The following is a 25578-nucleotide window of genomic DNA, read 5'->3' as shown; positions in this document are numbered from 1 at the left end:
CCTCGATGAGCAACGTCATGCAGATCCACGCTGCCGCCGGCGGCGCCGCGGGCGCCCTCGGTGTCGGCGGCAGCGGCGCCCACGTGGTCGTCGCGTGCGAGCACGCGTCCCGGCGCGCGGCGATCGTCGACGCCCTGGCCCGCGACGGACACCGGCTCTCCATGCCGCGCGCGCCGCTCGAGTTCTACGCTCAGGTCGGCATCGCCGGCCCCGATCTCCACCATCCGCGCCCGCCGGACCTGGTGATCATCGACACCACCGGCACCCGCTGGACCACGCCCGAGCTCCTCGAGCTGGCGTGCGGCGCGCCGTGGCACCTGCCCACGGTCGCGCTGGTCGGCGCCGACGACCCGCACGCCGCGCCCCGCGCCTGCGCGCTCGGCGCCCGGGCCGCGCTCACCCTGCCGCTCGATCCCCACTTGCTTCGCGCCGAGGTCGTGGCCAGCGTGCTCCCTGCGGCCCGGGGCGCCGCCTGATCGCGCAGGCCCTGGTCGCATCCACCACGAGAAGAAAGGAGAGCGTCATGCGAACGAACACGTCCATTGCCCTCGCCTCGATCCTCATGCTGGGGTTCGCAGGCACGCCGCCGGCCCAGGCCGGCGCCCCGACCTCGACCGCGCCGATCCAGCTGCTCGGCAAGCGCGTGTGTCTGCCGACGACGCCGCCGACGACGGCGTGCGACGTGCGGCTCACCCCGCCCGCGCCGCCCACGATGCGCATCTTCGGCCAGACCTGGTGCCTCGGCCCTACCACCACCACCGCGCGCTGCGACGTGCGGGTGCCGGCCGCCCAGCCCGCGACCGCGTCCACGCCCGCCGCGCGCGACCACGAGCCGGTGCTCACGCGCTGGCTGCGCGCGCTGCGTGGCCCCACACCGCCCGGCCGCGGCTGACCCGCCGCGCCCGTCATCCGGTGCCGGCGACCATCCAGGCCCACTGATCGACCGCGCCCGCCAGCGTCGCCGCTGCGGGCGTGTCGAGGTGCGCCGCGAACGCGCGCTCGAGCGCCTGGCGCCGCGCCGGATCCCGGAGCCACCGCTCCACCAGCGCGCGCCCGGGCGCGTCGCGCGCTATCCCGCCGGCGGCCGCGCCGCCTGCGCGTCGAGCAGGCCCGCCAGCCCGCGCAGCAGGGTCGCCACCGACGCGGCCACGGCGGGCGGGGCCTCGACCGCGACGCGGCCGTCGGCGAGAGGCCGGATGCTGATCTGCCCGAGCAGGCGCTGCAGGGTCGCGGCGTCGCTCGCCCCGACCGCCGCGGCGCCACCGTCGAGCGCCGGGACGCCGACGGCGACCACAGGCTCCGCGGTCACCGGGCCTAGCGTGTCGCTGGGGCCGTCGCTGCTCGCGAGCTCCACGGCGGTGTCGTCAGCGCCGTCGCTGCTGTCGCCGAGGGCGACCGCGTCGACCACCGGGCGCTCGACCAGGCGCTCGACGCGATCGAGGAACGTGCCGGCCTGCGCGAAGTCGACGACGTCGCTGGTGCCGTCGAACACCCCGCGGAACAGCGCCTTCTTGTCGCCGACCAGGCCGACGATGCGCGCCTCGATGCCACCGTCGGCGACCAGCGCGTAGACGTCGACCGGCTGCGCCTGCCCGAACCGATGGACCCGGCCGATGCGCTGCTCGAGCACCGCCGGGTTCCACGGCAGGTCGAGGTTGATGACACAGCTCGCGGCCCGCTGCAGGTTGAGGCCGACCCCGCCGGCGTCGGTCGCGAACAGCACGCGGGCCGACGGATCGTCGTGGAAGTCGACCAGGTTCTGGGTCCGCCGCCGCTGCGACTCGTCGCCGGTGAAGAACACCGCGCGCACGCCCGCGTCGCCGAGCACGTCGCCGACCGCCCAGTGCGCCAGCTTGAGCATGCGTCGCCACTGGCTGAACACGACCACCTTGCGGCCCTGGTCGACCGCCAGCGCGGCGATCCGCTCGCGCAGCTCGAGCAGCTTGGGGCTGGCCAGGCGCTCGAGCATCGCCGCGCTCGGCCGCCGCGCGTCGGCCAGGGTCGGCCACACCTCCTCGAAGTCGCGCTGCGCCAGGCCGTTGCAGATGATGCGCTGCTGGGTGAGCAGGCTCATCAGCCGCAGGAACTCGGGCTGCGTCAGCGGTCGGCGCTGGGCCGACGCCGCCAGCCGGGCGATCGGCAGGTCGAGGTCGTCGTGGGCGGCGCGCTGCGCGGCGGTCAACGGCACCGCCACCGCGGTGTCCTGCCGCGACGGCAGCTGGCCCAGCACCTCCGACCGCAGCCGGCGCAGCAGGCACGGCCGCAGCCGGGCGCGCAGCGTGTCGAGGTTGCGCGCGCCCACCACCTCGCGGCGCCCGTCGCCCCGGACCGCGTGCCACGACGTCAGGCGCCAGCGCGGCTCGAGCGCGGTCTCGTCGACCCAGTCGAGGATCGACGACAGCTCGCCCAACCGGTTCTCCATCGGCGTCCCCGTCAGGACCAGCCGCCACGGCGCCGCCAGCTGCTTGACGTAGGCCGAGGTCTTGGCCGCCCAGTTCTTGATGCGCTGGGCCTCGTCGAGGACGATCACCTCGGGCGCGTAGCGCTGCATGAGCGGCAGGTCGCGCAGCACCTGCTCGTAGTTCGTGAGCAAGATGCCGCCGCCGCGCCGCTGGTAGATCCGGGCCCGGTCAGCCGCGCTGCCGTCGACCACGGTCAGCGGCAGATCGGTGAACAGCTGCCACTCGCGGGCCCACTGCGCCTTGAGCGCCGCCGGCACGATGATCAGGCCGCGCTCGACCCGCCCCGCGGCCACCAGCACGTGACACGCCGCGATCGCCTGCGCGGTCTTGCCCAGGCCCATGTCGTCGGCGAGCAGCAGCCGGCCGTCGGTCAGGAACCGGCTCACGCCCTCGAGCTGATAGGCGAACAAGCGCTGCTTGAGGCTGCGCAGGTGCCGCAACAGGTCCCGCGGGCGCACCGCGCGCTCGGACTGCGCCAGGCGATCGCGCTCGGCCTGGAGCAGCGGCACCAGCGCCGGCTCGGCGCACCCCGCCGGGCCCTTGTCGATCGCCGCCAGCAAGGTGGAGACGATCTCCCGACGCGCCATCGGATCGTCCGGCCGCAACCGGCGCAGCCGCCGATCTGCCGTCGGCGCGGTGGGCGGAGCAAACAGCGCCGCCGCCCTGGCTGAGGCCACGCCCCGCGGCGCCGACCGCGGCGCTCGCCACACCACGCGCTCCAGCCAGTCGCCGACGCCCGTGAACGGCCGCACCGGCTCCCAGCCCAGCCATGGCCCGACGGTGGACGCAGTCGCCGCAGGCGCGGTCGCGGTCGCAGCCGCGGTCGGCGCGGTCGCGGACTTTGCCGCCCCGCCCCGCCCGCGGCCTTTGGCCAGCCGCGGCAGCTCGGCCTGCACCACCGCGAACAGGTGCTTGCACAGCCCCAGGCCCGACTTCCCGTAGTCAGCGCAGGCGCAGCTGCCCATCGGCGGGCTCACCGCCTCGAGCCACACGTCGTACGGACGGCGCTCGCTGCCGCGCCGGCCCACGCGGTACTGACCACGACCGCCGCCCCGCGGCCTGGTGACGATGCGGAGCTCGTCGCGCTTCGCCGCCTTGGCGCGGCTCACCAGCGCCTCGAGCGCGTCACTCGCGACCCCGAAGTCGGTCCCCACCGTCACCGCCAGCGCCTGCCGAGCCAGCACCCCGCCCGGCACGCCCGTGCTGTGCCGCGCCGCCTCGGCCGCGAGCACGCCGAACGCCTCCAGCTCCGGATCGGCCGCCTCGGCCGCGCCGCCCATGGGCGCAGCGGAGGACGCGGGGAAGGAGGACGCGGACGATGGTGCGGCGCCTTTCACGCCGCGCACCTTGCCAGCGAGGGCTGACAGCCGGTCGGGCCGGGCGCCGGGGCCTCTGCGCGCCGCCCGGCCCCGTCGCGTCGTGGCGGCGCTCCGAACGACAGGAGCTTCACGCGGATGACGACTGCGCGGTGCGTCCTGGCTCCTCGACCGCTCGCCCTGCTCCACCGGCGGGACCGGTACCGGCCCAACCGGCGATCGCCGATCAGTGCACCGACCGCCACAGCGGTTACAGCGGGTGCACCTCCCAGAGGACATCGTTCTTCGGGTACGTCGCCATCTCGAAGCCACTCGCGATCGCGCGCTCGTGCACCGCGAGCGCGGCGCGGCGGGTCGGGAGCACCAGGCGCACTGACCCCACCGGGGTGCCGTCGTGGGCCTCACCCGACGCCGCGATGCCGACCAGCTCCGACCACGCGGCCTCATCGACCGCACCGGTGTCGGGATCGACGATGAGCCCCTTGTACCCCACGCGCTCGTCGGAGTCGTAGAACGTGAACGGCACCAGCTCGTCGCGCTCGGTCGGGACCACCATGCGATCGCCGAGCTGGTTCCACCCGTCCTCGATCTCGGCCGACACTAGCGGCGCGAGCCAGCGCTCGGCGACCGCGCGCGCGTCCGCGACGGCGCGGGGATCGGTGAGCTCGGCGCCGAAGGCGACGCGCACGACGTCGCCGTCGGCCGTGCGGGTCGCGCCCTTGGGCAGCCGCGCGCGCTCGATCGCCGCGAGCACCGCGGCCCGCTCGGAGTCGGCCCGGTGCCAGGTGCGGCCCAGGTGGTAGTCGAGCCCGCCCAGCGGCCATGTCATCGACTCGCGCGGCGGCCGCGCGCGCGGGTACGGCGCGTGGGACGAGAGGTACGCGACCGTCAGGTGGCAGCGCCGCTTCGCGAAGCGCGCCGACCACGCGGACACCAGGCCCGCCACGCGCGCCCGGGTCGTGCCGTCGACCAGCGCGCCGCCCAGCCCGAGCGCCAGGCGGAAGCCGGTTCGATCGAGGGTGACGTGGACCATGAAGTCCGGGTCGTCCAGGTCGCCGCTGTAGAGCTGCGCGATCTCACCGCGCCACGCGCCGACCTGCTTGTCCAGGTCCGCCGCCGAGCCGATCGCGCGCGGCTTCCCGTCGCTGACCCAGACGTGGGTCGCGCGCTCGAGCGAGCCGTCCGCGCGCAGCGGCGCGAGCAAGCACTCGCGCAGCGTGTCGGGCGCCAGCCACGCGCCCATCACGTCGTCGTCGACCTCCCACGTCCCGAACAGACCGATGCCGTCGCGTTCCCAGCCCATGTGCGACTCCTACCGCGCGGTGAGCGCGCTGGCCGCGAACGTCTGCTGGATCGCGAGCGCCTGCATGATGGAAGCGAATCTACACCGGCGCGCGGTGGCGGTCATCGCTTCGGCCGCCGCGATGACGACGTCGGCCGTGGGCCGCGGTTGATGGCCACGGCCACGATGACCGGGATGGAGGCACCAGACGAGCACTTCTTCGCCGGTTCCGCACGTTCCTGAACCAATTTCCGCGCGCGCGCGCTGACAACAGCCGTCGTCTTGTGACCTCGCGGCGGCATGATCAGCGGGGGTGACGGCTTCGGGATGCCGCGCCGTGGCGCCGAGCGCGTCGCCGACCGCCAACCCGAGCAGCGCGCCATACGAATCCTTCATGTGAGCGACCCCGGTGCGAGTCGAGCGAGGCCGCGAACCGCGCCGCGAACACAGCCAGATGCGGGCCGCGCAGCGGACGCACCGGCGTCAGCCGCCGCGCGCCGGGTGGCCGGACGGGCGGCTCGACGGGGGCCACCGGCACGCGGACCGCGCCCTCACCGCACCGCGCCTGGCGCACGAGCCGGGTGCCGGCCGCGGGGACCGATACCGCCGGCGCCGCGATCACCGACGACGCCCGCGCAGCGCCACCCGACGCCGACACGTCTCGGGCGCGTGCCGCGCGCGCCGACACGACCGACTCGTCGCGGTCCGCTCTTGCAGCCCGACGCGATCAGCGCGGTGGTGAACACGAACCCGGTGGTGATGAGCTTGAGGCTGCGCATGCTGGCGCGACAAAGCACCCCCGTGCGAGCCCATATCGAGGCGCCGCGCTCCGCGACGCCTCGCCGACCCCGCGCAGGCGGGCGCCACCACGACGGGGCTCGTCGCCCTCCGCGCACCGTGCGCATACGCACGGCACAGCCGCCACGCTCGCCTCGGATCCGCGCGCGGCGGCGTCCGACGAGCCGCGCGCTACCGGCGGGGATCGCGGGTGCTGCGGTCGGTGGCATCGTCGCCGCGCGTCGGGCTGCGGGTGCCGGCCGCGTCCTCGTCGCCGCGGGTCGGGGCCTTCGCCGGCTGCGCGTGGCGGCCGGTGTCCTGGTCCGACGCCGGGAGATCCACGCGGTCGACGAGCTCGCTGTCGCTGTCGCGCTCGTCGTCACCGGCGTCGCCCTCGCCGGCGTCGGCGCCGCCGCTCCGGCCGGTGCGGACGCGGCCGGGCGGGATCATCTCGGGCCCGGTCTCGCCGGGGCCCTGCGGGCGCTCGACCTCACGCCCGCGCCGCGGGTTCGCGTCCTCCTCCTTCGCCGGCGTGGTGACGATGTTCGGGTTGCGCATCGAGGGCTTGGCTCTGGCTGGTGGAGTCGTCATCGCCGGACCGAAAAGCAACATCGATGCCACCGGCGCCACGCCGGCCCGCCCGGCGCCCGGACATCGGCTCGCGAAGTCCTAGCCGCTGCCATGCGGAGGATCCGCCGGGCGCGCGGGATCGCGCCGACACCAGATCGCGGGAGTCGGAGAGGCCGGAGATCAGCGTCGTGGTGTCGACATTGGAGGCGGACTCACGATCGGGCTGGAGAGAGCTCATGCCGCGGACCATCGCCAGCGCCGTGCCAGCACGCGGCTTGCTGAATCCTCGCCAATGATCGATGCAACGGACGACAAGCGCGAGGCGGAGTTCAGGATCACCCGCGCGTGGCGGCGGGCCTGGGTCTGGCCGCGGGGCTGCTGACGGGCCTGGCCGGCAGCCGCGTGACCTCCGCCTCCCATGGACACTGAGCACCGAGCACCCGACCGGCGCGGACAGGACCTGCATGACCGCCGGGCGAGCGCCAGGGACACACCGAGCGCCGCGGGCGCCCCGATCAGCGCGACCGCCGGCGGTTGCCGCCCTCCGCGACCCCAGCCCCATCGGGACCACCAGCGTCATCCGCCGCGGAACGACCCGGTGGACCGCAGCGCGGCCCGCTCGCGGAAATTGTCCCCGCTGCCTCTGCGCGCTGAGCCCGCGGACCTCTCTCAAGCCAACACTAACCCGGACCAGGAGAATGACGATGACGGTCAAGTGGAGCGAGGGCCACGCCCTCGAGCCCGACACCCGCTTCGGGCAGGGCTCGCTCGAGGCGCTCCGGGACCGCGGGGCGCGGCCGCGTTCGCGCCGCCTACGACGACACCGCCATGCTCGGTCCCGCGCTGGTCGGGGACCAGCGTGGCTGCGCGCCAGCGGGTCGATGGTCGAGCGTCATGACTGGACCGTGACCGAACGCGGCGGCGGGACCCACGCCGTCGACGTGAAGGTTCCATCCTCCACCTGGCGTACGTACCTCAACCGCAGCTCGCTCCCGTTCTGGGGTATCCACGTCGCCGCGATCGTCGGCGTTCTCCTGCTCGGCTGGTCGTGGCGGGGGCTCGCGCTCGCGCTCGCGCTCTACGTCGCGCGCATGTTCTTCGTCACCGCCGGGCATCACCGGTACTTCTCGCATCGGACCTTCAAGACCTCCCGCGCCGGCCAGGCGGTGCTGGCGTTCCTGACCCAGACGACGATGCAGCGCGGCGTCCTGTGGTGGGCGGCGAAGCACCGCCACCACCACCGGTACTCGGACATGCCGAGCGACATCCACTCGCCGGTGCAGCGCGGCTTCTGGTTCTCCCACGTCGGCTGGAGCACCTCCGACGAAGCCGGTCCGGCGGACCGCGACCTGGTGCGCGATCTGACCCGGTACCCCGAGCTGGTGGCGATCGACCGTGCCAAGCACTTGCCCGCCATCCTGCTCGCCGTGGTGCTGTTCGCGGTCGGTGGAGCTCACGCGCTGGTGTGGGGCTTCTTCGTCTCGACCGTGCTGCTCTGGCACGGGACCTTCACGATCAACTCGCTGTCCCACGTGATCGGGCGGCGCCGCTACCCCACCAAGGACGACTCGCGCAACCACTGGCTGCTGGCGCTCGTCACCCTCGGTGAGGGGTGGCACAACAACCATCATCACTACCAGAGCTCGTGTCGTCAGGGGTTCTTCTGGTGGGAGGTCGACCTGACCTACTACGTTCTGCGCATGCTGGCGTGGACCCACGTGATCTGGGATGTGCGCCAGGTGCCGGACCACGTCCGCGACGGGAGCGCAGCGCCCCGCCGGGCGGGCGCGCAGGCCACGATCGCAGCGACGCCGGCGGTCGTGGTGTCGAGCTGATGCGGCCCCCCTCCATGGTCAGCGTCGGTTGCGCGAGCCCGCGGCGAGCGTCAGGCTCGTTGGCCCCGGCAACCCGGCGCCCATCGTGGAGGGGGGGGTAGGGCGCGACACGGAGCTGCCCCCGCCGGGGCCGTGCCGTGGATGCGCCCTCGCCTCACCGAGCGCAGGTGCCACGGTGTCGCCACCGGTCCCGTTGGGTACCACTTCGACCGAAAGCGAGGGCCCCCGGGCCCCACCCCGCGGCAGCCTCATCGGTAGCAAAGGCGGGCGCGATGCATGGATGGCGGCGCGTTGCGCCGCGGCGTCGCATGAGGGGCCCCGGCGACGGTCCGCGACTTGCTTCCCTTCACGACATGCATCCTACTTCCCGTGTACGCGGTGACTCATCCATGCCCCTCATGAGTGAGATCGACGTCGGGTACATACCACCGGCATCACGGTGGTCCGGTATCGTCGGCGGCGTCCTCGTCGCCGCCTCGCTGTGGCTCGTCCTGCATTTCCTCGGGATGGGGATTGGGCTCACGGCCATCGACCCCGACGATGCAAGCAGCCTGAGCGCGGCCGGCATCGGTGCCGGCGTGTGGAGCCTGTTCGCGCCCATCCTCGCGTTGTTCGTGGGCGGCCTGGTTGTGAGCCGCATGTCGCCGACTCCGAGTCGGGTCAACCGATTGATCCAAGGCGCGCTGGTCTGGTCGATATCGACGCTCGTCGCGGTGACGCTGATCGTGTCGATCGTCAGTAGCCTGGTGGCCGGCGTGGCGTCCGCGGGAGCGAAGGCGGCGGGGGCGGTCGCCGGCGCGGCGACGGCCGGCGCTGTCGGCGCGGCTGGGGCGGTCGAGGGGACGTCGTTGTCCTCGCTCGGCCTCGATGGCGATGACCTCTTGGCGCCGATCAACGAGCGGCTCCGCGCCGAGGGCAAGCCGGCCGTGACGGCGCGCCAGCTCGAGGCCGCGGGCAAGCAGACGCTCGAGGCGGCGGTCCACTCCGGGAAGCTCGACCGCCAGATGCTGGCGACGGCCCTCGTCAAGAACACGGCGCTGACCCAGCAAGACGTCCGTGACCTCGCGGCGCAGATCGACCAGCGCTATCAGGAGCTGACCCAGCGCGCGGCCGAGATGGCGACGCGTGCGCAGGAGGCTGCGCTTCAGGCCGCCGAGACGACCGGCAAGGCCATCATGAGCATCTGCTTGGCGCTGCTGCTCGGCCTTGGTGGAGCGATCGGCGGTGCGCTGCTGACCGGCCGGTTCGACCGGCGCCGCAACACCACCTGGGTCAACCCGGCGACCATCGACGCGTAGCCCTGTCAAGCGCCGGCTGGCACCCGGACGGAACGGTGCGCGCGTCCAGCCGCGCATCATGGCGGCAGGCGCTCCGATCCGGATCGGCGCATCATCGCCCCGGTCAGGACCGCGCCCATCGCGCTGCCCGGCGTGTGGGTCGAGCCGGCGCGCCCGGTCGCCGCGAGGGTGACCGTCGACAGGCGCCGTACCGCGAGGGCGGAGCGGCCGAACGCAGCGCCTCCGAATTCCCTACCGTTCCGAGGCGCTGCGCCCCGGGAGCCTGTCTGAGGCCAGCGAGCGAGTCGCGGGAACGGACCGGGCGACGTCGTTCCGACTGACGAGAAGATCCGCCTGGCACGCGATGTGCTGTGGCTCCGAGTCATGCAAGTTCACAAGATGACATTCGCGTTGCTCATGATCTCTGGTCTCGTCACTGGCTGTAAGAACAAGGACGAACGCCCCGCAGACGACGTCGCCAGTGCCCGCGACAAGTTCGTGGCGGCGCAGAAGGACGTCGCGGCGGCGCAGAAGGACGTCGTGGCGGAGCGGAAGGACGTCGTGGCGGAGCAGAAGGACGTCGTGGCGGAGCAAGCGGACGTGAACCGAGCCAATGTCGACCTCGCCAAAGCCCGGGCCGAGTTTCAGATGGCCCTCGACAAACGTCTCGCGGTGATCGATCAGCGAATCGAGGCAGCTCGCACCAGCGCAGCGATTGACCATGAGCGCCTCACCGCGCTGCGAGCCGAGGCCCTTGCGTTGCGCACCAAGGTCGCCAACCAGGCGGAGCCGTACTCCGAGAACATGCACGGCGCCTTCGATCGGATCTCCCACGACATCGACGTGGAGCTCGACAAGAAGTAGCGGACCTTCGTCGACTTCGGTTGCGGCCGGGCGCCTGCCAGACGAGAACGACGCGGACGCGGACGCCGACACCGACGCCCTCGAGCCCGCCCCACCGCGGGTCCGGCCGCTGCGCACGTTCATCGCAGGCCTCTTCAGCCTCGCGGGAGCCTCCGCCGCGGTCTTCTCCTGGTTCGCGCTTCGCGGCTTCGACCGCGCGCCGGCGCCGCAGGGCTCGGCCGCCGCGATCGGCCAGGCCTTCGCCCCGTCAATCGCCTGGGCGTGCCTCATCCTGTCCGCGATCGTCGCGATCGCGGCGACCATCGCCTTCGCGGCGGCGCTGGTGGAGGCGCGAGCGGCCAGGCGGCAGCACGCCGCAGCGGCGCTCCCGGCCGCAACCGCAAGGCCGCGGAACGGCACGGCAATGTAAGTGGAGGCGCCGGGAGTCGAAGGCAGTCAGTGTGTCCACTGAGGCGCTCGAAAGCACTCTAAACCTGCGAGATCACCCGGACGCCGCGGACGCTCGCGCACCGTCGACGCCAGGGGCTGTGCTACGCCATAGCACAACGCCAGACGAGGCCGTATCGGAGGTAGTCGCGGAGCTCGTGGAGGCCATTGAGGAACTGGCAAGCAGGGGCGAATGGGAGGGCGGGATCAGGCTCGCTCCGGGGTTCGCGGAGGCGGCCGTGCGGCTGGTGATCGGCAGTTGGATTGGGGTGCGGCGGCCTCGGAGCTGAGCGCGCCAGTTCGAGGCGAGGAGCTTACGATTTCTCGCTCCCCATTTATTGTCAGCCTGCGCCGGACGCCGAGGCCCAGCGCACGTCCGCCGCGCCTCGAGCGGGTACCCGTGGGTACGGCGGTCACGGCGGTCCCACGACCAGGGTCTCAAACATCTGCCGCATCTCCGGCGACTACAGTGACTCCGCGTCGGGCACTTCGACGAGTTGTCCGCCGAAGGTCGCGACGGCGTCGCGAGCGCCGGAGCCGCCGCTGGCGCGACGAGGCGACGCAAAGCCCCGCCAGTGCCGCTCGACCTGGTGCCGACACCCGCGGCCGTACCGTCGAAACGTCCGCCAGAAGTCACGTAGCCCCAGCCGGAAGTCGTGGTGGACGAGGGCATCTTCGACGACGTGGGAGCTCATACCCAGCCGCGGCGACCTTGAAGGCAAGGCCGGGATCTTCGCCGCCCGGAGCCTTGACGTCCTCGTCAAAGCCCCGACTTCCTGCAGGACCGACCGCCGATACCCGCAGCAGGCCGTGACGACGTAGAGCACGCGTCCATCATCCATGCGGAATGGGTCGAGGATGTGGTGGTACTCGAAGTACCGACTGAACAGATCGGTGCCCAGCGCGCGAACGCGACCGCCGACGCCGCCAACTCGCCGGGGCGCGTCGGCGAGATAGCGCGCGAGCCGCTCGATCCAGCGCGCGTCCACGACCACGTCATCGTCAGTGAAGAGCACCAGCTCGAACCGCGCCTGGGCGACGCCGGTGTTCCGCGCGGCGGCTGGACCACGGTTGGCGTCATGGCGCAGGAATCGGACCCGCGCGTCGCGCAGCTTGGCCTGGAGTGCCTCTCGCACCGGGGTCGGCGAGCAGTCGTCCACCAGGATGACCTCAACCTCGCCCTCCACCGCGCTCGCCGAGGCCAGCACCGAACACACAGCGCGCTCCAGCGACGCGAGCCGTCCGTGGCAAGGAATGACCACCGACACCGCCAGGGGCGCACGCCGGCGCACCGTCACAACGGGCCCTCCCGGCGATGACAGTGCAACATCCCGCAGTTCTTCCGGCAGGCGTCCATCACGGTGCGCGCCTGGGCCGCGGCGTCGCCGTGCCAGGCCGCGCGCAGGGTCGTGTCGCGGACGGATCCGAGATGCGCGCCGCCGAGCAGCTCCTTCATGGCGAAGCACAGCTGGATCTCGCCGTACATGTTCACCATCATGTTGCGGTGAGCCGAGCCGCACACCGGCTCGCTGATGAAGTCCGGGTTCCGGAAGTAGAGCTTCATCCACTCGAGGTCACGAACCTCAGTGTTCAGGAATCGGTCAACCTTCCGCAGCGCCACCAACTCGTCGAGCACTCGATCGACGAGCGCGAGGTCCTGTGGGCGGTGCTTGTCGAAGAACGGGTCGCCGAGCCCCTGGTTCATGAAGGTCCGCGCGAGCGCCTGGAACATCACGCCATCGACACCCAGCGACCTCGCGAAGGCCACATGCTCCAGGGCGGCCGGCAAGGTTCGCGCGCACAAGATTCCGTTGACGAGGATCTTCACGTCCGAGCCTGGGTGCCGAGACTCCCGGGCCTCCACGAGGCCGCGGATCGTCTCCACGACGGCCGACCAGGTGCCGGCGCGCCCTCGCAGCCAGTCGTGCGTCGCAGCGTCGGGCGCGTCGACCGAGAGCACGAGGTAGTGAGGACCCTCCCGCAGAAGCGTGTCGAAGAGTTCGGCGGGGATCAGGGTGCCGTTCGTGTTCACCGCGACCGAGTGGCCCTGCTCTCGGGCGGCGCGAGATCGCGAGGACCTCGTCCGCCTTGGAGGAACGGCTCGCCCCTGGTAAGCACGACGACGCCGTGGTCCGCCCATCGACCAAACTCATCGACCAGCGCGACCTTCTCGGTCGTAGTCAGCGTCCCCGCCGGCTCCGATGACATCCACATGTGGCACTGTCGACAGCGGAGGTTGCACGCGGTGGTGGTCTCGATGAACAGGTAGTGCGGGGCCGGGCTGAGGACAGCCGGCAGCCACCCTGGGCGCGACGTCATGCTCCACCTTCCGGTCGGGACGGCCTGACCAAGTCGATGACCACGCCCAGGACCGCCTCGCGGTCGAGGGCGGTCACGTCGATGAGCCGCTCATGCCGATACCGGTTGGCGCGGACCTCGTCGTTGAGGATGCGACTCGGCTCCCAGTCCTTGAACCCGGTCGTGCGAGCCTCAAGCCGGGCGGCGAGGATCGCGGGCGCTACCCAGAGCGAGACCGTCTCGTGGCGCAATGCCGCACCGTCAAGGCGCCCCTGCACCGAGGTCCGCCGGCCCCGGCTGAACGTGTCGACCAGCGCGACGGGTTTCGTCCCGATGGCCACGAAGCGCTCGATCGCCGCGAGCGCGACGTCGAGGGCCACGTCGTGATGGGCTCGGCTTGTCCAGTCGACCTGGGCGATCATCGCGCGAACGTCGTCGACCTCGACGACCGCGCCCTGTTCGAGAACGCGACGCAAGCCACGTCCCAGCGTCGATTTTCCGACGCCGGGCGCACCACGGATCACCAGCACGTCGAGCGGCCCGGTCATCGCGGCGGTCCTTCTCGCTCGTAGACGCCGTGCACGTAGTAGCAGCCGTCGCAGTACGGGTGCTGGTCGGGCCCGTCGACCAACCGGCGGAACGCCGCGGCCAGCGAGCCGTTCCACGACCGCTCGAACCCGTGCCGCTCGAGGTGTCCGTACGCGTACGGGTTGAACATGTTGCAGACCGTGATCTCGCCGTTCCAACGGACGACGACCTCCTTGCGCGGCCGGTCGCAGCCTCTCGCCGATGTCGGAAGCACGTACGGGCCGCACAGCGAGAGCCCCCCGATGTGGTCAGGGAGCGTGAGCGCGACGCCGAGCGTCTGGGCCAGTTCGCGCGCGAGATCAACGGCACGAGCGATCTCGGGTTGCGCGCGCTCGACCCATCGCTCGTCCTGGAGCTTGACCACATTCACGAGGACGCTGGGGACCCCAACGTCGGCGGCCAGCTTCACCAAGCCTGGCAGCTCGCCCACGTTCGCGCGCTGAAGGGTGAACAGGAGGTGCAGATGGTCGGCGGTGCCGTGGCCAGCCGCGAGCGCGGACAGCGTCTCGAGACGCATCCGCTGTTCCGCCCAGGTAGCCGGCCGTCGCAACCGCTCGAACAGAGCCGGCGTCGCCGCGTCCCACGATATGAGCACGACGAACCGCGCGCTCACGAGACGACGCATCGTCGCCTCCCCGCACGTGAGATTGGTGATCAGCTCACCGCGCAGGCCGGCGTCGCTGACGCGATCGACGCAGTGGTCAAAGAAGGGCACGAGCGTAGCTTCACCGAGGCCATTGAGCCGAACCTCGCGCACGCGCGGGAACAACTCGGCGACGCAACGATCGAACAGCCGGCGGGCCATGAAGCGGGTCTGGTCCACGCCGAACTCGCCGATGCGGCACATCGGGCAGTCCAGGTTGCACGTGTTCGCGAGGCTCGAGGATGAGACGCTCCGGGTCCGGCGGTCGCTCCGCGGCGGCGACAGGGCGCGTCATCTCGATCATCCCGCGCCGCCGACGCTCGGACGAAAAGGGCCGGCCGTTTCTCTCGACGATCTCGAGTACGTTGGCACCATCGGCGAGCGGTACTCGCACGGTCACGAGCGCCTCCGCTCGTACCAGCCCCCGTTGTACGCGAGCCGTTGCAGGACCCGCAGGGCGAGAAAACCGAGGCGCGTCCGCCGATCGAGCCCTTCCATCCTGTAGATGCGATCGTGCCATCGAAGGTCTTCCCAGATCGCAGCCGGCGATCGAGACGGCGGGTCCAGGCCCGGCAGGCCATCTCCTTGGGTTCGCTTCACATCCATCAGTGACATGGGTGCTCCAAGGCGCTCGACTCGGCGCGCAGTGTGGGCCATACCCGTGAGCCATCTTCCACGTGGCCGTCACTCCGGAACGAGCTGCAGCGCGATTTCGAACGATGCCTCGCTCGGCCGCCCGTTCGTGTCCATGGGCACGTCGAACCGCCAGCCACCGATCTGCTGCTCGATGCACGCGTCGAGCTGAGCGGAGAACCCGGTCGACTTCGGGCGGACGGCGCGCCCGAGTTCGGAGACCGTGAACGCCAGCCTGACCTTGCCGCCGGCCGTCGGATCGGTATGGAGCAGATCTTTGTGACAACGCTTCAGACCGCCCATGTAGGCGGACAAGATCTTCCTCAGTACCTGATCCGGGGTCAGTGTTGAGTCGTTGACCTTCGCGGCATCAGCTCCCGCGTCTCTGGGACCGTTGCGCGATGCGGCATCGTAGATGGGGGCGGCGCGGCGCCCTGGTGAGGCGATGGGTGTTCCTGGCCGTCCCCCGGCTTGAGCTGCCGACGCCTCAGGGGACGGCAGCGGATCCGCCGACGCCGAAGCAGCAGGGACGCCGGCGCTGGCCTCGGCCGGCGACGTAGCCGGGGCGCGACCGGACCGGGTCACAACGAGCGTCACCACGACGCAGGCGACGCCGACGACCAGGGTGCCCAGGACCGCGAGAAACACACCGCCGCGTCGCTGCGGCCGGAACTCGAGGTCATCGTTGCTCGGCTCGGAGCGCCCGTCGACCTGCGGTAGCAGCGCGGGCAGCTGCCGGGTCAGACTCGTCGTCAGTGATGACTCATCAGCCGGCCAGAACTCGATGTTGAACGACCACGTACTGCGTCCGACGGAACCGGCCGACACGCCGATGCCCAACCCCATCTTGCCCAACTCGAGGTCGACCTTCCCACCACCCTCGAAGACATCGCTGATGCTCAGGACCACCTTGCAGTGGATGGGCCGCTCGTTCATGCGAATCGCCACCAGGCCATTGAGGATCGGATCGCCTTCCAGCCAAGCACGCAGCTCTGCCGGAAACGACGGCGGCTTGGTTGGCTCGTTGAACTCCGCGTGGACGTGCCGCGTCACCTCGCCCTCGCGGACCACATCCGCCGAGAGCCCGAGCCCGAGGGTCTTCGCCAGGACCGGAATGCTCAACTTGCCTTCCTGGGTGCCCTTCGTCATCACCGCAGACACGAGCTCCACCCGCCGGGCACCCAGAGCTGCAGCGATCTGCGTGAACGCCGCGAGCTTCTCCTGGGCCATCCGCTCATTCGCGTGGGCCGGCACCAGGTAGTAATCGAGGCGGCACGGGTGCCGGAGGTAGACTTGGCCGTCGACCGGATGGCCGATGTCGAAGCGAAAGGCGCGCCTGGCCGTGGGCAGATCCACACGATCAACGCCAAGGCTATTGCGCGTCCCGAACCAACGCCTTCGGATCTCCCCCAACTTCGTGTCCGACGCAACCAGGAGGAGCTCGGGGCGTTCGGAGTCTGTCGTCACGTGGCGTCATTCTACGCGTACACTGGTTGGACGTCCTCACTAACCGAGCCCTTGCGTCAAGATCGTCCCAACTACCCGCCGTTCACCGCAGGCCGGCGAATCCAAAGACGCCATGTGCCCTGGCCGCCAGCGGCAATATCGTTCGCTGGCGCGGCGCGCACCCCCAACACAGTTGCCGACGCGATCGCCGCGAACGCTCGCACGCCACCGCAGCCTGCGGGCCAGATCCGGAGGGCTACGGATGCGCGTCTCGGATCTTGTCGCCATCGCGTCGCGCAACGCCACGCGTGATCAGGAGCTCGATGCCCTCCCCCATCCGTTCGGCTACACGCCCGCCAGTGCGGCCAAAGCCGAGCACGCGGGCGGTCTGCTTGACCAGCTCGTCGAAGGGCAAGGCGACGTTCCGGCGCAGCGCGACGGCGGCGGCGTTTGCGACCTCCTCGATCGGGATGTCGGTTGCGTCGCGACGCGAAGCCTCATCCGAGACCCGGAACGCCCGGTAGGCGTCCGGCGCCTGATCCTGACGCCACAGGAACTCCCCGACCTGCAGGATCCGTCGTCCATCGATGGCGCCCTGCACGCGGGTGGTGACCCGCGCCGACGTGCGCGGGATGCCGTAGAACGACGCGATCCGCTTGACCAGCAGGCCCAGCGAGACGGGCGCTTCGACCGTCACCACCGCCTCGACCAGCGCGCGCAAGTCGCCCTCGCGACGCGGGTCGTAGAAGTCGTCTACACCTCGGTGCCCGGCCGGAGCTTCGGCGATACGATACGGCCGGCTGTCGCTGGCCTCCACGGCGGCGGCCACTGGCGGCGGTGACGCCGGGGTGTGGTTGACGGCCACGGTTGGCGCGGGCTCGGCGGCACGCGCGGGCACCATCGGTGGCACCGCGTACGCTGCCGGCTCGGTCCGGGCGGACGCCGCGCTCGGCGGCTGCACCGCGGCGCGGATCGCCTGCTCCAGCTTCGTCATCTCCCGATCGGGATCGAGCCACCAGTCGGTCGACCAGATCCGGTGGAGCTTCCAGCCGAGCGTCCCCAGCACCTCGGCCCGAAGTCGATCGCGCTCGCGCGCCGAGCGCGCCGAGTGGTAGTAGGCGCCATCGCATTCGACGCCGAGCACGTATCGCCCCGGTAGGTCGGGGTGGCGCACGCCGGATCGATGCGATAGCCGGCACAGCCGACCTGGGTATCGACCGACCATCCGCGGGCGGTCAGGCGGCGATGGACCTCTTCCTCGAAGGGCGAGTCGAACCGTGCCTCCGACCCGACCTCCAGCGCTTCGGCGATCGCCTTCGGGCCCCGCTCGGCGTAGTCGAGGAACGCCTTCAGGTCTCGCACGCCTCGGGCGTCGGTGCGCGACAGGTCGATCTGCTCGGGGCGCAAGGTCGAGAACACGACCAGCTGTTCACGGGCCCGCGTCACGGCGACGTTGAGACGCCGCTCGCCCCCTTCGCGGTTGAGCGGGCCGAAGTTCATGGCCACCCGTCCGTTCCCATCGGGGCCATAGCAGATCGAGAACAGCATCACGTCGCGCTCGTCGCCCTGGATGTTCTCCAGGTTCTTCACGATGACCGGCTCGGTCAGCTTGTCATCGAAGAAGCTGGCCAGGGCGTCGTGCTTGCGGCGCTCCTGGTCGATCAAATCCTCGACGAGCTTCTGCTGCGGCTGGCTGAAGGTGACGACACCGATCGAGCGTTTCGCCTGCGCTGGGTCGAGCAAGCGCGCCACCAGCTCCTGGACCAGCGCCTCGGCCTCGGCCCGGTTGGTGCGCGCCCCGCCCTTGTCGTACACGCCGGCCACCATCCGCAGCGTCACGCCCAGGTGCGGCACCCGGGCCGCCGAAGACGGGAAGGTGTTGAGGCGATTGTCGTAGTACCGATGATTGCTGAACGCGATCAGATCCTCATGGCGACTGCGGTAGTGCCAGTCGAGCCGACGCGACGGCAGACCGGCCGCGTCGCACTCGTCGAGGATGCTCTCGAGCTCGTCGAACTCGTCTTCGTCGCCGTCCCCATCGCCCGCCTGCTGAAAGAACGTCGTCGGCGGCAGCTGCTTCGAGTCCCCGACGATCACCGCGCTGCGCCCGCGTGCGAGCGCGCCGATCGCGTCGTGCGTCGGGATCTGTGACGCCTCGTCGAACACGACGACGTCGAACTGGACGGCATCGGGCTCGAGGTACTGCGCGACCGAGAGCGGGCTCATCAAGAAGCACGGCTTGAGCCTCGTCACGAGCTCCGGGATCTCGCGGAACAACTTGCGCAACGGCTTGTGCCGCGACTTCTTCTTCAGCTCGCGCTGCAGGATGCCGAGCTCGCTGCCGCCCGCGGCATCGATGCTGGCCCGTGGGGCGCGCGCGGCCAGGTGGGCACGCGTCATAGTCTGGGTGTCCCGCAGCAGCCGCCGGTCCCGCGTCGCGAAGGCGTCGACCAGCGCGCGCTGAGGGTCCCCGTGAAACGACTTGAGCGCGGCGTCGTCGTGGCTGGTGCGGACCAACCACGCCTCCAGCGCGCTGCGTTCGGCCGCGGCGGCGATGCTCGAGGGGACGATCCGGCCGGCGGCGACGGCGTCGACCAGGCCGAGCGCCCCACCCGTCCGCAGCGCGCGCTGTGCCTCCTGGTACGCGAACCACTCGCGCAACAGGGGCAGCTGCCCGCGCCACGCCAGCACCTGCACGCGCAGTTCAGCGACGTCGTCCGGAGGCTCGACCGCCCCCGGCTCCGAGAGCCAGCCGAGCGAGGCCTGGAGCTCCGCCACGCTCGCGCGGGCGGCCTGGACGTGCGCCTGCAGCTCGACGCCACGCTGACGAATCATCGGGTCGGTGGCGCCGGCCTGCGCCACCGCGACGAGCTCACCGCTGCGCTGGATCCGGGCCATCGCCGCCTGCACGCCGGCCGCCCATTCGACCGCCTGCTCCATCGCTGCCCAGTCGCGACGCGGTGGGTCCCACAAGGGACCAAAGATCGGGCGGCCGCGCGAGCCCAGCGTGGCGATCGTCTCGCCGTGGTCGCGGGCGGCGATGGCGAGCCCCAGATCCGTGGCGACGTCCCGTGCCCGGGGCACACGCGGCCCGCGCGCCACCTCCGCCAGCACCTTGCGTGCGCTCCGCAACATCCACCACGCGATCAGAAAGAATGCCCCCGCGTACCGATCGAAGCGGGCCTTCAACGCGGTGAGATCGAGCGCGTAGAGGCCCTCCGAGTACCGTAGCGCGAGCGCGGTGGCGGCCTCATCATGGGCGCGCCCGGCTCGGACCAGCGTGGTGGCGGTCTCGTGCACCTCCGACCACTGCTCGGACGCCAGCAACTCGTCGCCCTTCGGTGGCGCGTCCGACATCAAGACGCACCCGGCCCCCAGCGCCGCCGATTCGGTGAGGGTCGCCGGCGGGACCACGGCCAGCCGGATCCCGACGTCGGCGCCCGCAGACGCCACGGCGGCGAGCTGCGCCTCGAGCCGATCGATCGCGTCGCGGACCCGGTTCACCAGACCGAGGTCCCACGTTGGCAGCGCACAGTCCTGCCAGGCGACCGACGACAGCTCGGGCAGAGCTTCGACCGCGTGCTGCAGCGCCTTGGCGGCGTCCGCCGTCGCCGTGATCTCGGCGGGTGACTGGGAGCACGCGTCATCGAGCGCCACGCGCGGCTCGGTCCGCAGCGCCGTCAGCCGCGACAAGGCCCTGAACACCGTGAGCCCCGCGCGGTCACGGTGCAGCGCGTCGGCGTAGGCGTTGAGCTGGTCGCGCTCGCGTCGTAGCGCCGCCAGGGATGCGTCCCAGTCGGCTGGCCGCGCGACCGGCCCGACGTCGAGCGCCGCCTGCAGCTGACCGAGCACGTGTTGCTTGCTGCTCTTATTCGAATGCAGCTCGAGGCAGAACGGCGCGAGGTCGACCCGGGACAGGCGGCGGTGAACCACGTCGAGCGCCGCGACCTTCTCCGCGACGAACAGGACCCGCTTGCCCTGGGCGAGACAGTGCGCGATCAGGTTCGTGATCGTCTGCGACTTGCCGGTCCCCGGAGGCCCCTGCAGCACGAAGCTCCGGCCCTCACCCGCGGCGGCGACCGCCGCCAGCTGGCTCGAGTCGGCGTCGAGGGGGCACAGCAGGTCCTCCGGTCCGTATCGCCGATCGAGGTCCTGTGGCTCGACGAACGCACCGGCATTCGGAAACGAGCCCTTGCCGTTGACCAGGTGCGCCACCACCGGGTTCTCGAGCAGCGCGCCGGCGCGTTGCTCGAGGTCGGCCCACATGAGGAACTTCGCGAACGAGAAGTGGGCCAGGTACGCGTCGGTCGCGACCTCCCATCGATGCAGGTTCACCACGGCCTCACGCACGACGTTGAGGACCGCAGCCACATCGACGCCGGCCTCGTCCTCCGGCAGCTCGGCCAGCTCGGGCAGCGAGATCCCGTGCTCGCTCCGCAGCTTCTCGAGCAAGGTCGCGTTCAAGCGCGTCTCCTCACCGGACGCCGTCAGCGAGAACTGCGACGAGCGTGCGTCGCGCTTCAATGTCACTGGCACCAGCAGGATCGGCGCCAGTCGAGGTTCCTCGCTGGTGTCGCTCTCGAACCAGTGCAGCATGCCCAGGGCCAGGCACAGGGTGTTCGTGCCGCTCTCTTCGATGCTCTCGCGCGCCGTGCGGAAGATCTCGGTCGCGCGCCCCCACAGCGCGTCGCTCGCCACATCGACGTGCAGCGCGCCGGCGTCGCGGTGCTCGCGCAGGAACGCTTCGAGCGCGTCGTCGCCCAGCCGCTCGTCAACCAGCTTCCGCGCGCGCGGGTCCTTGTCGCCGAACGCGTCCGGCTGGGGCAGCAGCTGCAGCGACGCGCCCCTTGCCAGCGCGTCTTCGAGCCCGGGCAGGTCCTTCCCGAGCACCCGCAGCACCTGCTTGCCGTCCCGGCGGAAGTTCAACAGCCGGTTGCGTAGGCTGGTGTCGAGCAGCCGCTGCTTCCACTTCTCGACCCGCGGGATCTTCGCCGCCTTGGCTGGACCGGTCGCAGCGTCGCCCCCGGGCGCGGGCACCGGACCGCTGGGCGCCACGACGACGACCGGCGCCGGCGCCGCCTCGACCGTAGCGTACTCGCCGACGACCCGTGCCGGCAGCGGCAGGAACCGCTGGCGCCGGGCGGCGCGGACGTCCACGGCGAAGCGGAAGTCGGGCGTGTCGAGGTGCTCGAGGCCGCGGCGGACCGCCTGCGCGAACGGGACGATCGGCCGGGTCGCGACCGCCGGCGAATCGAACACGAGCAGGCGCCCGAGCTCGGCGTGCTTCCGCAACCGGAGGCCGTCGTCCGTCGCGCCCTCCGCGAGCTCGTGCTCGACCAACCACACCGCCGGCAGCGCGTGGCCATCGAGGACCAGCAGCATCGGGTGCAGCCCCACCTGCTCGAGGCACGCCGCGAGCAGCACCGACAGGTCCAGGCACGTCCCCATCCGATGCTCGAGCACTTGCTCGGGCGTCCGGATCTTCTGCCCCGACGCCTCGAAGCTCGCCGGGGGATTGCTGTACGTGATGCCCAGCGCCTGGATCGTCTCGTAGATGCCCTGCGCGATGCCCTTCACGCGGCCTGGCGAGCGCGATTGGTACCCGTCCAGCGCCGGGTCACCCGTGATCCGCTGGATCGCCGCGCGGGCGTCGGCGAGGATGCGGGCCACCGCCGGATGGTTCGGGATCACGAAGGCGGCGAGCAGTTGCGGCACCGTGCTGGCCGACCATTCGTTGTAGGCCAGCACGCCCACGGCCAGCGATCGCGTCGCGACGACGGCATCATTCGTGCGGACGGCCACCGTCAGCACGCCGTCCGTGCGCTCGACTTGGCTCACCAGCCGCGCCCGGTCCGGCGGCACGTCGACCACGTCGAACGTGAACGTCCCGCCCGCCGGGATACTGCTGACGTGGGCCGACCACGTCGTGCTGTAGTCCGGCGCCAGCGTGACCTCGACCGTCAAGTCGTCGCGCGCCTCGCTCCCGCTGTTCGACAGGCTCAACCGCTGCACCAGCGGCACAGCATTGGCGACCATCGCGAGGTTCAGATCGCGGGCGGCCTCGACGTCGATCGTGATGCCCGTTTCTCTGCCCGCCGCGGCAGGCAGGCTACTCGTGGATGTCTCGCCGCCCATGGGTCGTGAATCTTACACTCGGCCAGGCGGGTGATCGCCGCGGTGGCCAGGGGATCGTCCGTGGTGACCGCCAGCCAAGCCGCGGCGGCATCTCGGCGCCGACATCAGCTTTGGGGCCGAGGCGTTCCGACTGAGATCCGCGCGGGCATCGCTTGCCTCGATCGCCTGGCAACGGACGGAGCAGAACGTGCCTACAGCCGCGCCACCGAGCCACCCTGCCCTGGTCCCTTCCGGATCTTCCCCAGATGAAGCAGTGGGTTGCCCCCCACCCCATACCTGGCCCCGCATTCGGATCAGTTTGGCAACACTGTCCTCGCGCGACCGGATCGTTCACGACCCGTGGTCATGCCGGTCCGTGGGGCTCCAGCCAATCTTGAGCCGCCACCAGATCTCGTATGGCTGGCAGGTCCGACTTCACGAACGCTTCCCACAGCGAACGCGCAGCCTTCGCGAACGTCCCAGCGTCCTCATCCTCGAAGGCATTCGGGGCTAGGAACTCACGAGTGTAGAGCTGCGTCCAGGAGGAGCTAAGGGCCTTGGCCATCTTCGGGAACAGATGTGGGTGCGCAGCCGCGACGCCATGGAGGAGTTCGCGCGTCCGCGCGGGGCCAGGGCCAATGTACAACTTCAAGACGAGTCTGCCCGGGTTGTTCTGAAACTCGAACAAGAGCATCCGGCCGCTCTTCGTCCACCCCGTGCCTGCCTTGAGGGTGGTCACGTCCCACTGCGCGGGCGCGAAGCGGATGTACCGCTTGTTGCAGTCGTCGAGCACCAGACCCGATGTGCCGGCGATGAGTTGCTCCAGAAGCTCGCGAAGATGCTGCTGTGGATCGGGTCGATGTTCGAAGATTAGGTCGAGCGCGCGACTGTGCTTTCGGTAGATGCGCCGGCACAGATCAGCAATCTCGGAGTCGCTCACGATATGTCTCCTCAGGAGCTGGGAGTAGTGCGATAGCAAGACTCGGACGTCGGGACCGAGCGTCGACGAGCGTGTCGATATGACCTCGTCTACCAGGTTCGCGATCAGCGTGTAGTCAATGGCCAAATATCGTCCGTCAGAGGGCTCGTCGCCGTCGGGCGTCAGGTAGAGGCCGATCAGCTTGAAGCCGGGGTAGTCGGCCCCCACGCGGTCCCAGTATCGACGGAGTTGTTCGGAGTGCTCTGCTGCGTCGATCTTGTTCTCGAGAATGACGGCGAGCCGGTTCCTCTCATCGATGATGAGAATGTCGATGTTGTTCGACTCTCTGCGAACGCTTGCCTCGTGGAGTTCTGAAACGTCGAGCATCACGGGCGTGATGGCCGTGGGGCTGGACGTTGCACGCGCCAGCGCGCGCTGCAGGAGACGTCGCAGGAAGTGGTCGCCAAATCCGTGCGCTTCGGTCGGCCTCAGCAGGAACGCCAGCATATCAGAATGTCGGAGCTCGCGACGTACCGCGCCGATGGCCTCGAACAGGTTGAACTGAGACAACAGCGCCTCGAGTTGTTCCAACTCCCTGTTCTCGACCACGAGCGCCTCGAGTCCTTTCACTGAATCCGTATCGCTCGCCATCGTCTGGGCTCCTTCGGGGCATGCGGTTGCCGGTCGGCCTCAACCTAGGCGGTTGGAACGGCGCCCATCGGCACCGTCCACCGACGGCCGTTCAGAACAGCTGGGTGACCTTCTTGGCGGAGGAGGACGGGCGGCCTTCTTCACCTCGTTGCGTTCCAGCGTCTTCGGAGGTGGAGCGCGCAGATTGCTACTTGGGCTTCTTGAAGATGCACTCGTAGCTCATCTCCATAGCGGTGCCCGATTCGCCGTTGCTTGACCGGCGTGCAAACACGAGTTCCCAGCCATCGGCCCCAAGGTTCCCCATCTCCTCTGCGAAGGCGAGATCGGGAACCCTTCTCGACACCAACGGTCGCCGCCAATTCGGAGCCGTCGACCGGGGCGAGACCGCGTTCATGGCGGCCTCACCTCGACGCGCACCTGGAATCCGCCCTCGTTGTTCCCCTCGTCGGTGTCGTTCACGAAGAGGAGGAGGAAGCCCGCTCGGTCCACCGTGAACGTCTTCCCCCGGCCCACGACCAACGTCTGGTCGGGGAGTGCGGCGACGAGGGCGATGTGCGGGGCGTCGGCGAAGCCGGGGTACTTGTAGCTGGCCCACCGGCCCGGTTCGGCCCCGTTGGGGTCGAAGCACTCATCTGGTCCCGAGGGGCACGCCTTCCCCGTCGCGGTCACTGTCACGCGATCGCCGTTCCACACCGGCACGGCGGTCCACCGGGTCGACTTTCCGCCCATCAAGTCGTCGAGCGACATCCGCGCGTCGACGTAAAGATCGACTCCGACCATCGGGCGTCCCGAGGCCTTCCGGACTTCCAGATCGAGCGAAGCGACATCGCCGACATTCGTGAGCGTGCGCGCGCCTGGCCGCACCAGGTCATCAACCCGCAACCGCAGCTGGCCAAGCACCCCGTCGTCCACGGCGTCGAGTACCTGGACCAGCGCCTCGGCGTCGCCGCGGTGGCGTCCGACGGGGATCGCGATCGGCTGCGACCAAGAGGGCGCCAGCGTCTGGCCGATCGGCGAGATGCTGTAGGTAAGGCCGTCGATCTTCACGACGACGTAGGGTGCTGGAGCCTCTGGTTCGGGATCGGCAACCATCGAAGACCCGAGCGCGAAGCCGAGTTCTGGGTAGCCAACGGCCAGGCCAATGAGTCCGCCCAAGAGCGATGGCGAGTTGTCCCGGCCACCCAGGTGCCACGGCCCGCCGTTCGCCCGAACCGCCGGCAAGGCCGCCGCGCGAAACCGCACCTCGTACCAGGCCGTCCCCACCGGCGCTGCCGCCCGTTGAGGGCCACCACACCCGACCGCCGTCAGCGCAGCCGTCAGCAACCAGATGCGATTCACGTTCGACTCCTGTGGGTAGCGTGCCCACCGGGCTGGGTCGCGGTCAAGGATCGCGTGCCAGGAACGCGACGCTCGCCGAGCTCGGCTTGGAGGGTATCCAGCCGCCGGCCGCGGACGCGCCAGCGACGAGACATGCCAT

18 protein-coding genes and 3 pseudogenes are annotated in these 25578 nt (G+C 70.7%); 5 read left to right on the top strand and 16 right to left on the bottom strand.

The features are described 5' to 3' along the window. Nucleotides 1–5 precede the first annotated feature (5 nt). Both IPL61_13355 and IPL61_13350 read left to right on the top strand, forming a co-directional pair. A complete protein-coding gene (locus IPL61_13355; GenBank protein ID MBK9032280.1) occupies nt 6–476 on the top strand; it encodes a hypothetical protein in 471 nt (156 codons plus the stop codon). Nucleotides 477–523: 47 nt separating this feature from the next. Continuing rightward, complete coding sequence (locus IPL61_13350; GenBank protein MBK9032279.1) at nt 524–892, top strand: hypothetical protein; 369 nt, start codon at nt 524–526, stop codon at nt 890–892. 13 nt (nt 893–905) lie between these two features. Here IPL61_13350 and IPL61_13345 read toward each other — a convergent pair whose 3' ends face one another. The 5 genes from IPL61_13345 to IPL61_13325 form a co-directional block, all read right to left on the bottom strand. Then, complete coding sequence (locus IPL61_13345) at nt 906–1043, bottom strand: hypothetical protein (protein ID MBK9032278.1); 138 nt, start codon at nt 1041–1043, stop codon at nt 906–908. 26 nt (nt 1044–1069) lie between these two features. Continuing rightward, nucleotides 1070–3742, bottom strand: a complete 2673-nt coding sequence (locus IPL61_13340) for a DEAD/DEAH box helicase (GenBank protein ID MBK9032277.1) — start codon at nt 3740–3742, stop codon at nt 1070–1072. Nucleotides 3743–4028: 286 nt separating this feature from the next. After that, nucleotides 4029–5081, bottom strand: coding sequence for a hypothetical protein (locus tag IPL61_13335; protein MBK9032276.1), 1053 nt, complete (start codon nt 5079–5081; stop codon nt 4029–4031). 9 nt (nt 5082–5090) lie between these two features. After that, on the bottom strand, nt 5091–5456 hold the full coding sequence (locus IPL61_13330; GenBank protein MBK9032275.1) for a hypothetical protein: 366 nt from the start codon (nt 5454–5456) through the stop codon (nt 5091–5093). A gap of 573 nt (nt 5457–6029) precedes the next feature. Next, nucleotides 6030–6428 carry a hypothetical protein gene (locus IPL61_13325; GenBank protein MBK9032274.1) on the bottom strand — a complete coding sequence of 133 codons (399 nt, stop codon included), beginning with the start codon at nt 6426–6428 and terminating at the stop codon, nt 6030–6032. A gap of 860 nt (nt 6429–7288) precedes the next feature. Here IPL61_13325 and IPL61_13320 point away from each other — a divergent pair. The 3 genes from IPL61_13320 (at nt 7289) to IPL61_13310 (ending at nt 10383) form a co-directional block, all read left to right on the top strand. After that, nucleotides 7289–8242: a fatty acid desaturase gene (locus IPL61_13320; protein MBK9032273.1), complete on the top strand. Its 954-nt coding sequence runs from the start codon at nt 7289–7291 to the stop codon at nt 8240–8242. Nucleotides 8243–8640: 398 nt separating this feature from the next. Further along, complete coding sequence (locus IPL61_13315) at nt 8641–9540, top strand: hypothetical protein (GenBank protein MBK9032272.1); 900 nt, start codon at nt 8641–8643, stop codon at nt 9538–9540. 363 nt (nt 9541–9903) lie between these two features. Further along, nucleotides 9904–10383, top strand: coding sequence for a hypothetical protein (locus IPL61_13310; protein MBK9032271.1), 480 nt, complete (start codon nt 9904–9906; stop codon nt 10381–10383). A gap of 890 nt (nt 10384–11273) precedes the next feature. Here IPL61_13310 and IPL61_13305 read toward each other — a convergent pair. The 11 genes and pseudogenes from IPL61_13305 to IPL61_13255 form a co-directional block, all read right to left on the bottom strand. Next, entirely contained in the window at nt 11274–12107 is an 834-nt protein-coding gene (locus tag IPL61_13305; GenBank protein ID MBK9032270.1) for a glycosyltransferase family 2 protein, read from the bottom strand. Beyond that, nucleotides 12104–12841 carry a radical SAM protein gene (locus tag IPL61_13300; GenBank protein ID MBK9032269.1) on the bottom strand — a complete coding sequence of 246 codons (738 nt, stop codon included), beginning with the start codon at nt 12839–12841 and terminating at the stop codon, nt 12104–12106. Before IPL61_13300 ends, IPL61_13305 begins: the two co-directional genes overlap by 4 nt. A gap of 283 nt (nt 12842–13124) precedes the next feature. Further along, a complete protein-coding gene (locus tag IPL61_13295) occupies nt 13125–13655 on the bottom strand; it encodes an AAA family ATPase (protein ID MBK9032268.1) in 531 nt (176 codons plus the stop codon). Continuing rightward, on the bottom strand, nt 13652–14542 hold the full coding sequence (locus tag IPL61_13290) for an SPASM domain-containing protein (protein MBK9032267.1): 891 nt from the start codon (nt 14540–14542) through the stop codon (nt 13652–13654). Before IPL61_13290 ends, IPL61_13295 begins: the two co-directional genes overlap by 4 nt. Nucleotides 14543–15022: 480 nt before the next feature. Next, a complete protein-coding gene (locus tag IPL61_13285) occupies nt 15023–16438 on the bottom strand; it encodes a hypothetical protein (GenBank protein ID MBK9032266.1) in 1416 nt (471 codons plus the stop codon). A gap of 235 nt (nt 16439–16673) precedes the next feature. Continuing rightward, nucleotides 16674–17561: a DUF3320 domain-containing protein gene (locus IPL61_13280; protein MBK9032265.1), complete on the bottom strand. Its 888-nt coding sequence runs from the start codon at nt 17559–17561 to the stop codon at nt 16674–16676. Nucleotides 17562–18472: 911 nt separating this feature from the next. Then, nucleotides 18473–19252: pseudogene (locus IPL61_13275) on the bottom strand (hypothetical protein). Between the two features lie 1068 nt (nt 19253–20320). Beyond that, nucleotides 20321–20683, bottom strand: a pseudogene (locus IPL61_13270) (AAA family ATPase). A gap of 171 nt (nt 20684–20854) precedes the next feature. Then, a pseudogene (locus IPL61_13265) lies at nt 20855–22552 on the bottom strand (DUF4011 domain-containing protein). A 343-nt stretch (nt 22553–22895) separates the two neighbouring features. Further along, on the bottom strand, nt 22896–24101 hold the full coding sequence (locus IPL61_13260; protein MBK9032264.1) for a PD-(D/E)XK nuclease family protein: 1206 nt from the start codon (nt 24099–24101) through the stop codon (nt 22896–22898). Nucleotides 24102–24491: 390 nt separating this feature from the next. Beyond that, nucleotides 24492–25439, bottom strand: coding sequence for a hypothetical protein (locus IPL61_13255; GenBank protein ID MBK9032263.1), 948 nt, complete (start codon nt 25437–25439; stop codon nt 24492–24494). Nucleotides 25440–25578 lie beyond the last annotated feature (139 nt).

The organism is Myxococcales bacterium (assembly GCA_016717005.1).
Lineage (GTDB): Bacteria > Myxococcota_A > Polyangia > Haliangiales > Haliangiaceae > UBA2376.
The sequence above is the reverse complement of the archived record's forward strand: the minus strand, read 5'-3'. Positions and strand labels throughout refer to the sequence as shown.

What these genes read in the sequence shown, in the direction of transcription:
- IPL61_13335 (MBK9032276.1), bottom strand. Translation starts at nt 5,081, where the DNA reads ATGGGCTGGGAACGCGACGGCATCGGTCTGTTCGGGACGTGGGAGGTC.
- IPL61_13330 (MBK9032275.1), bottom strand. Translation starts at nt 5,456, where the DNA reads ATGAAGGATTCGTATGGCGCGCTGCTCGGGTTGGCGGTCGGCGACGCG.
- IPL61_13310 (MBK9032271.1), top strand. Translation starts at nt 9,904, where the DNA reads ATGCAAGTTCACAAGATGACATTCGCGTTGCTCATGATCTCTGGTCTC.
- IPL61_13355 (MBK9032280.1), top strand. Translation starts at nt 6, where the DNA reads ATGAGCAACGTCATGCAGATCCACGCTGCCGCCGGCGGCGCCGCGGGC.
- IPL61_13290 (MBK9032267.1), bottom strand. Translation starts at nt 14,542, where the DNA reads ATGTGCCGCATCGGCGAGTTCGGCGTGGACCAGACCCGCTTCATGGCC.
- IPL61_13350 (MBK9032279.1), top strand. Translation starts at nt 524, where the DNA reads ATGCGAACGAACACGTCCATTGCCCTCGCCTCGATCCTCATGCTGGGG.
- IPL61_13295 (MBK9032268.1), bottom strand. Translation starts at nt 13,655, where the DNA reads ATGACCGGGCCGCTCGACGTGCTGGTGATCCGTGGTGCGCCCGGCGTC.
- IPL61_13325 (MBK9032274.1), bottom strand. Translation starts at nt 6,428, where the DNA reads ATGACGACTCCACCAGCCAGAGCCAAGCCCTCGATGCGCAACCCGAAC.
- IPL61_13260 (MBK9032264.1), bottom strand. Translation starts at nt 24,101, where the DNA reads ATGGCGAGCGATACGGATTCAGTGAAAGGACTCGAGGCGCTCGTGGTC.
- IPL61_13340 (MBK9032277.1), bottom strand. Translation starts at nt 3,742, where the DNA reads ATGGGCGGCGCGGCCGAGGCGGCCGATCCGGAGCTGGAGGCGTTCGGC.
- IPL61_13320 (MBK9032273.1), top strand. Translation starts at nt 7,289, where the DNA reads ATGGTCGAGCGTCATGACTGGACCGTGACCGAACGCGGCGGCGGGACC.
- IPL61_13315 (MBK9032272.1), top strand. Translation starts at nt 8,641, where the DNA reads ATGAGTGAGATCGACGTCGGGTACATACCACCGGCATCACGGTGGTCC.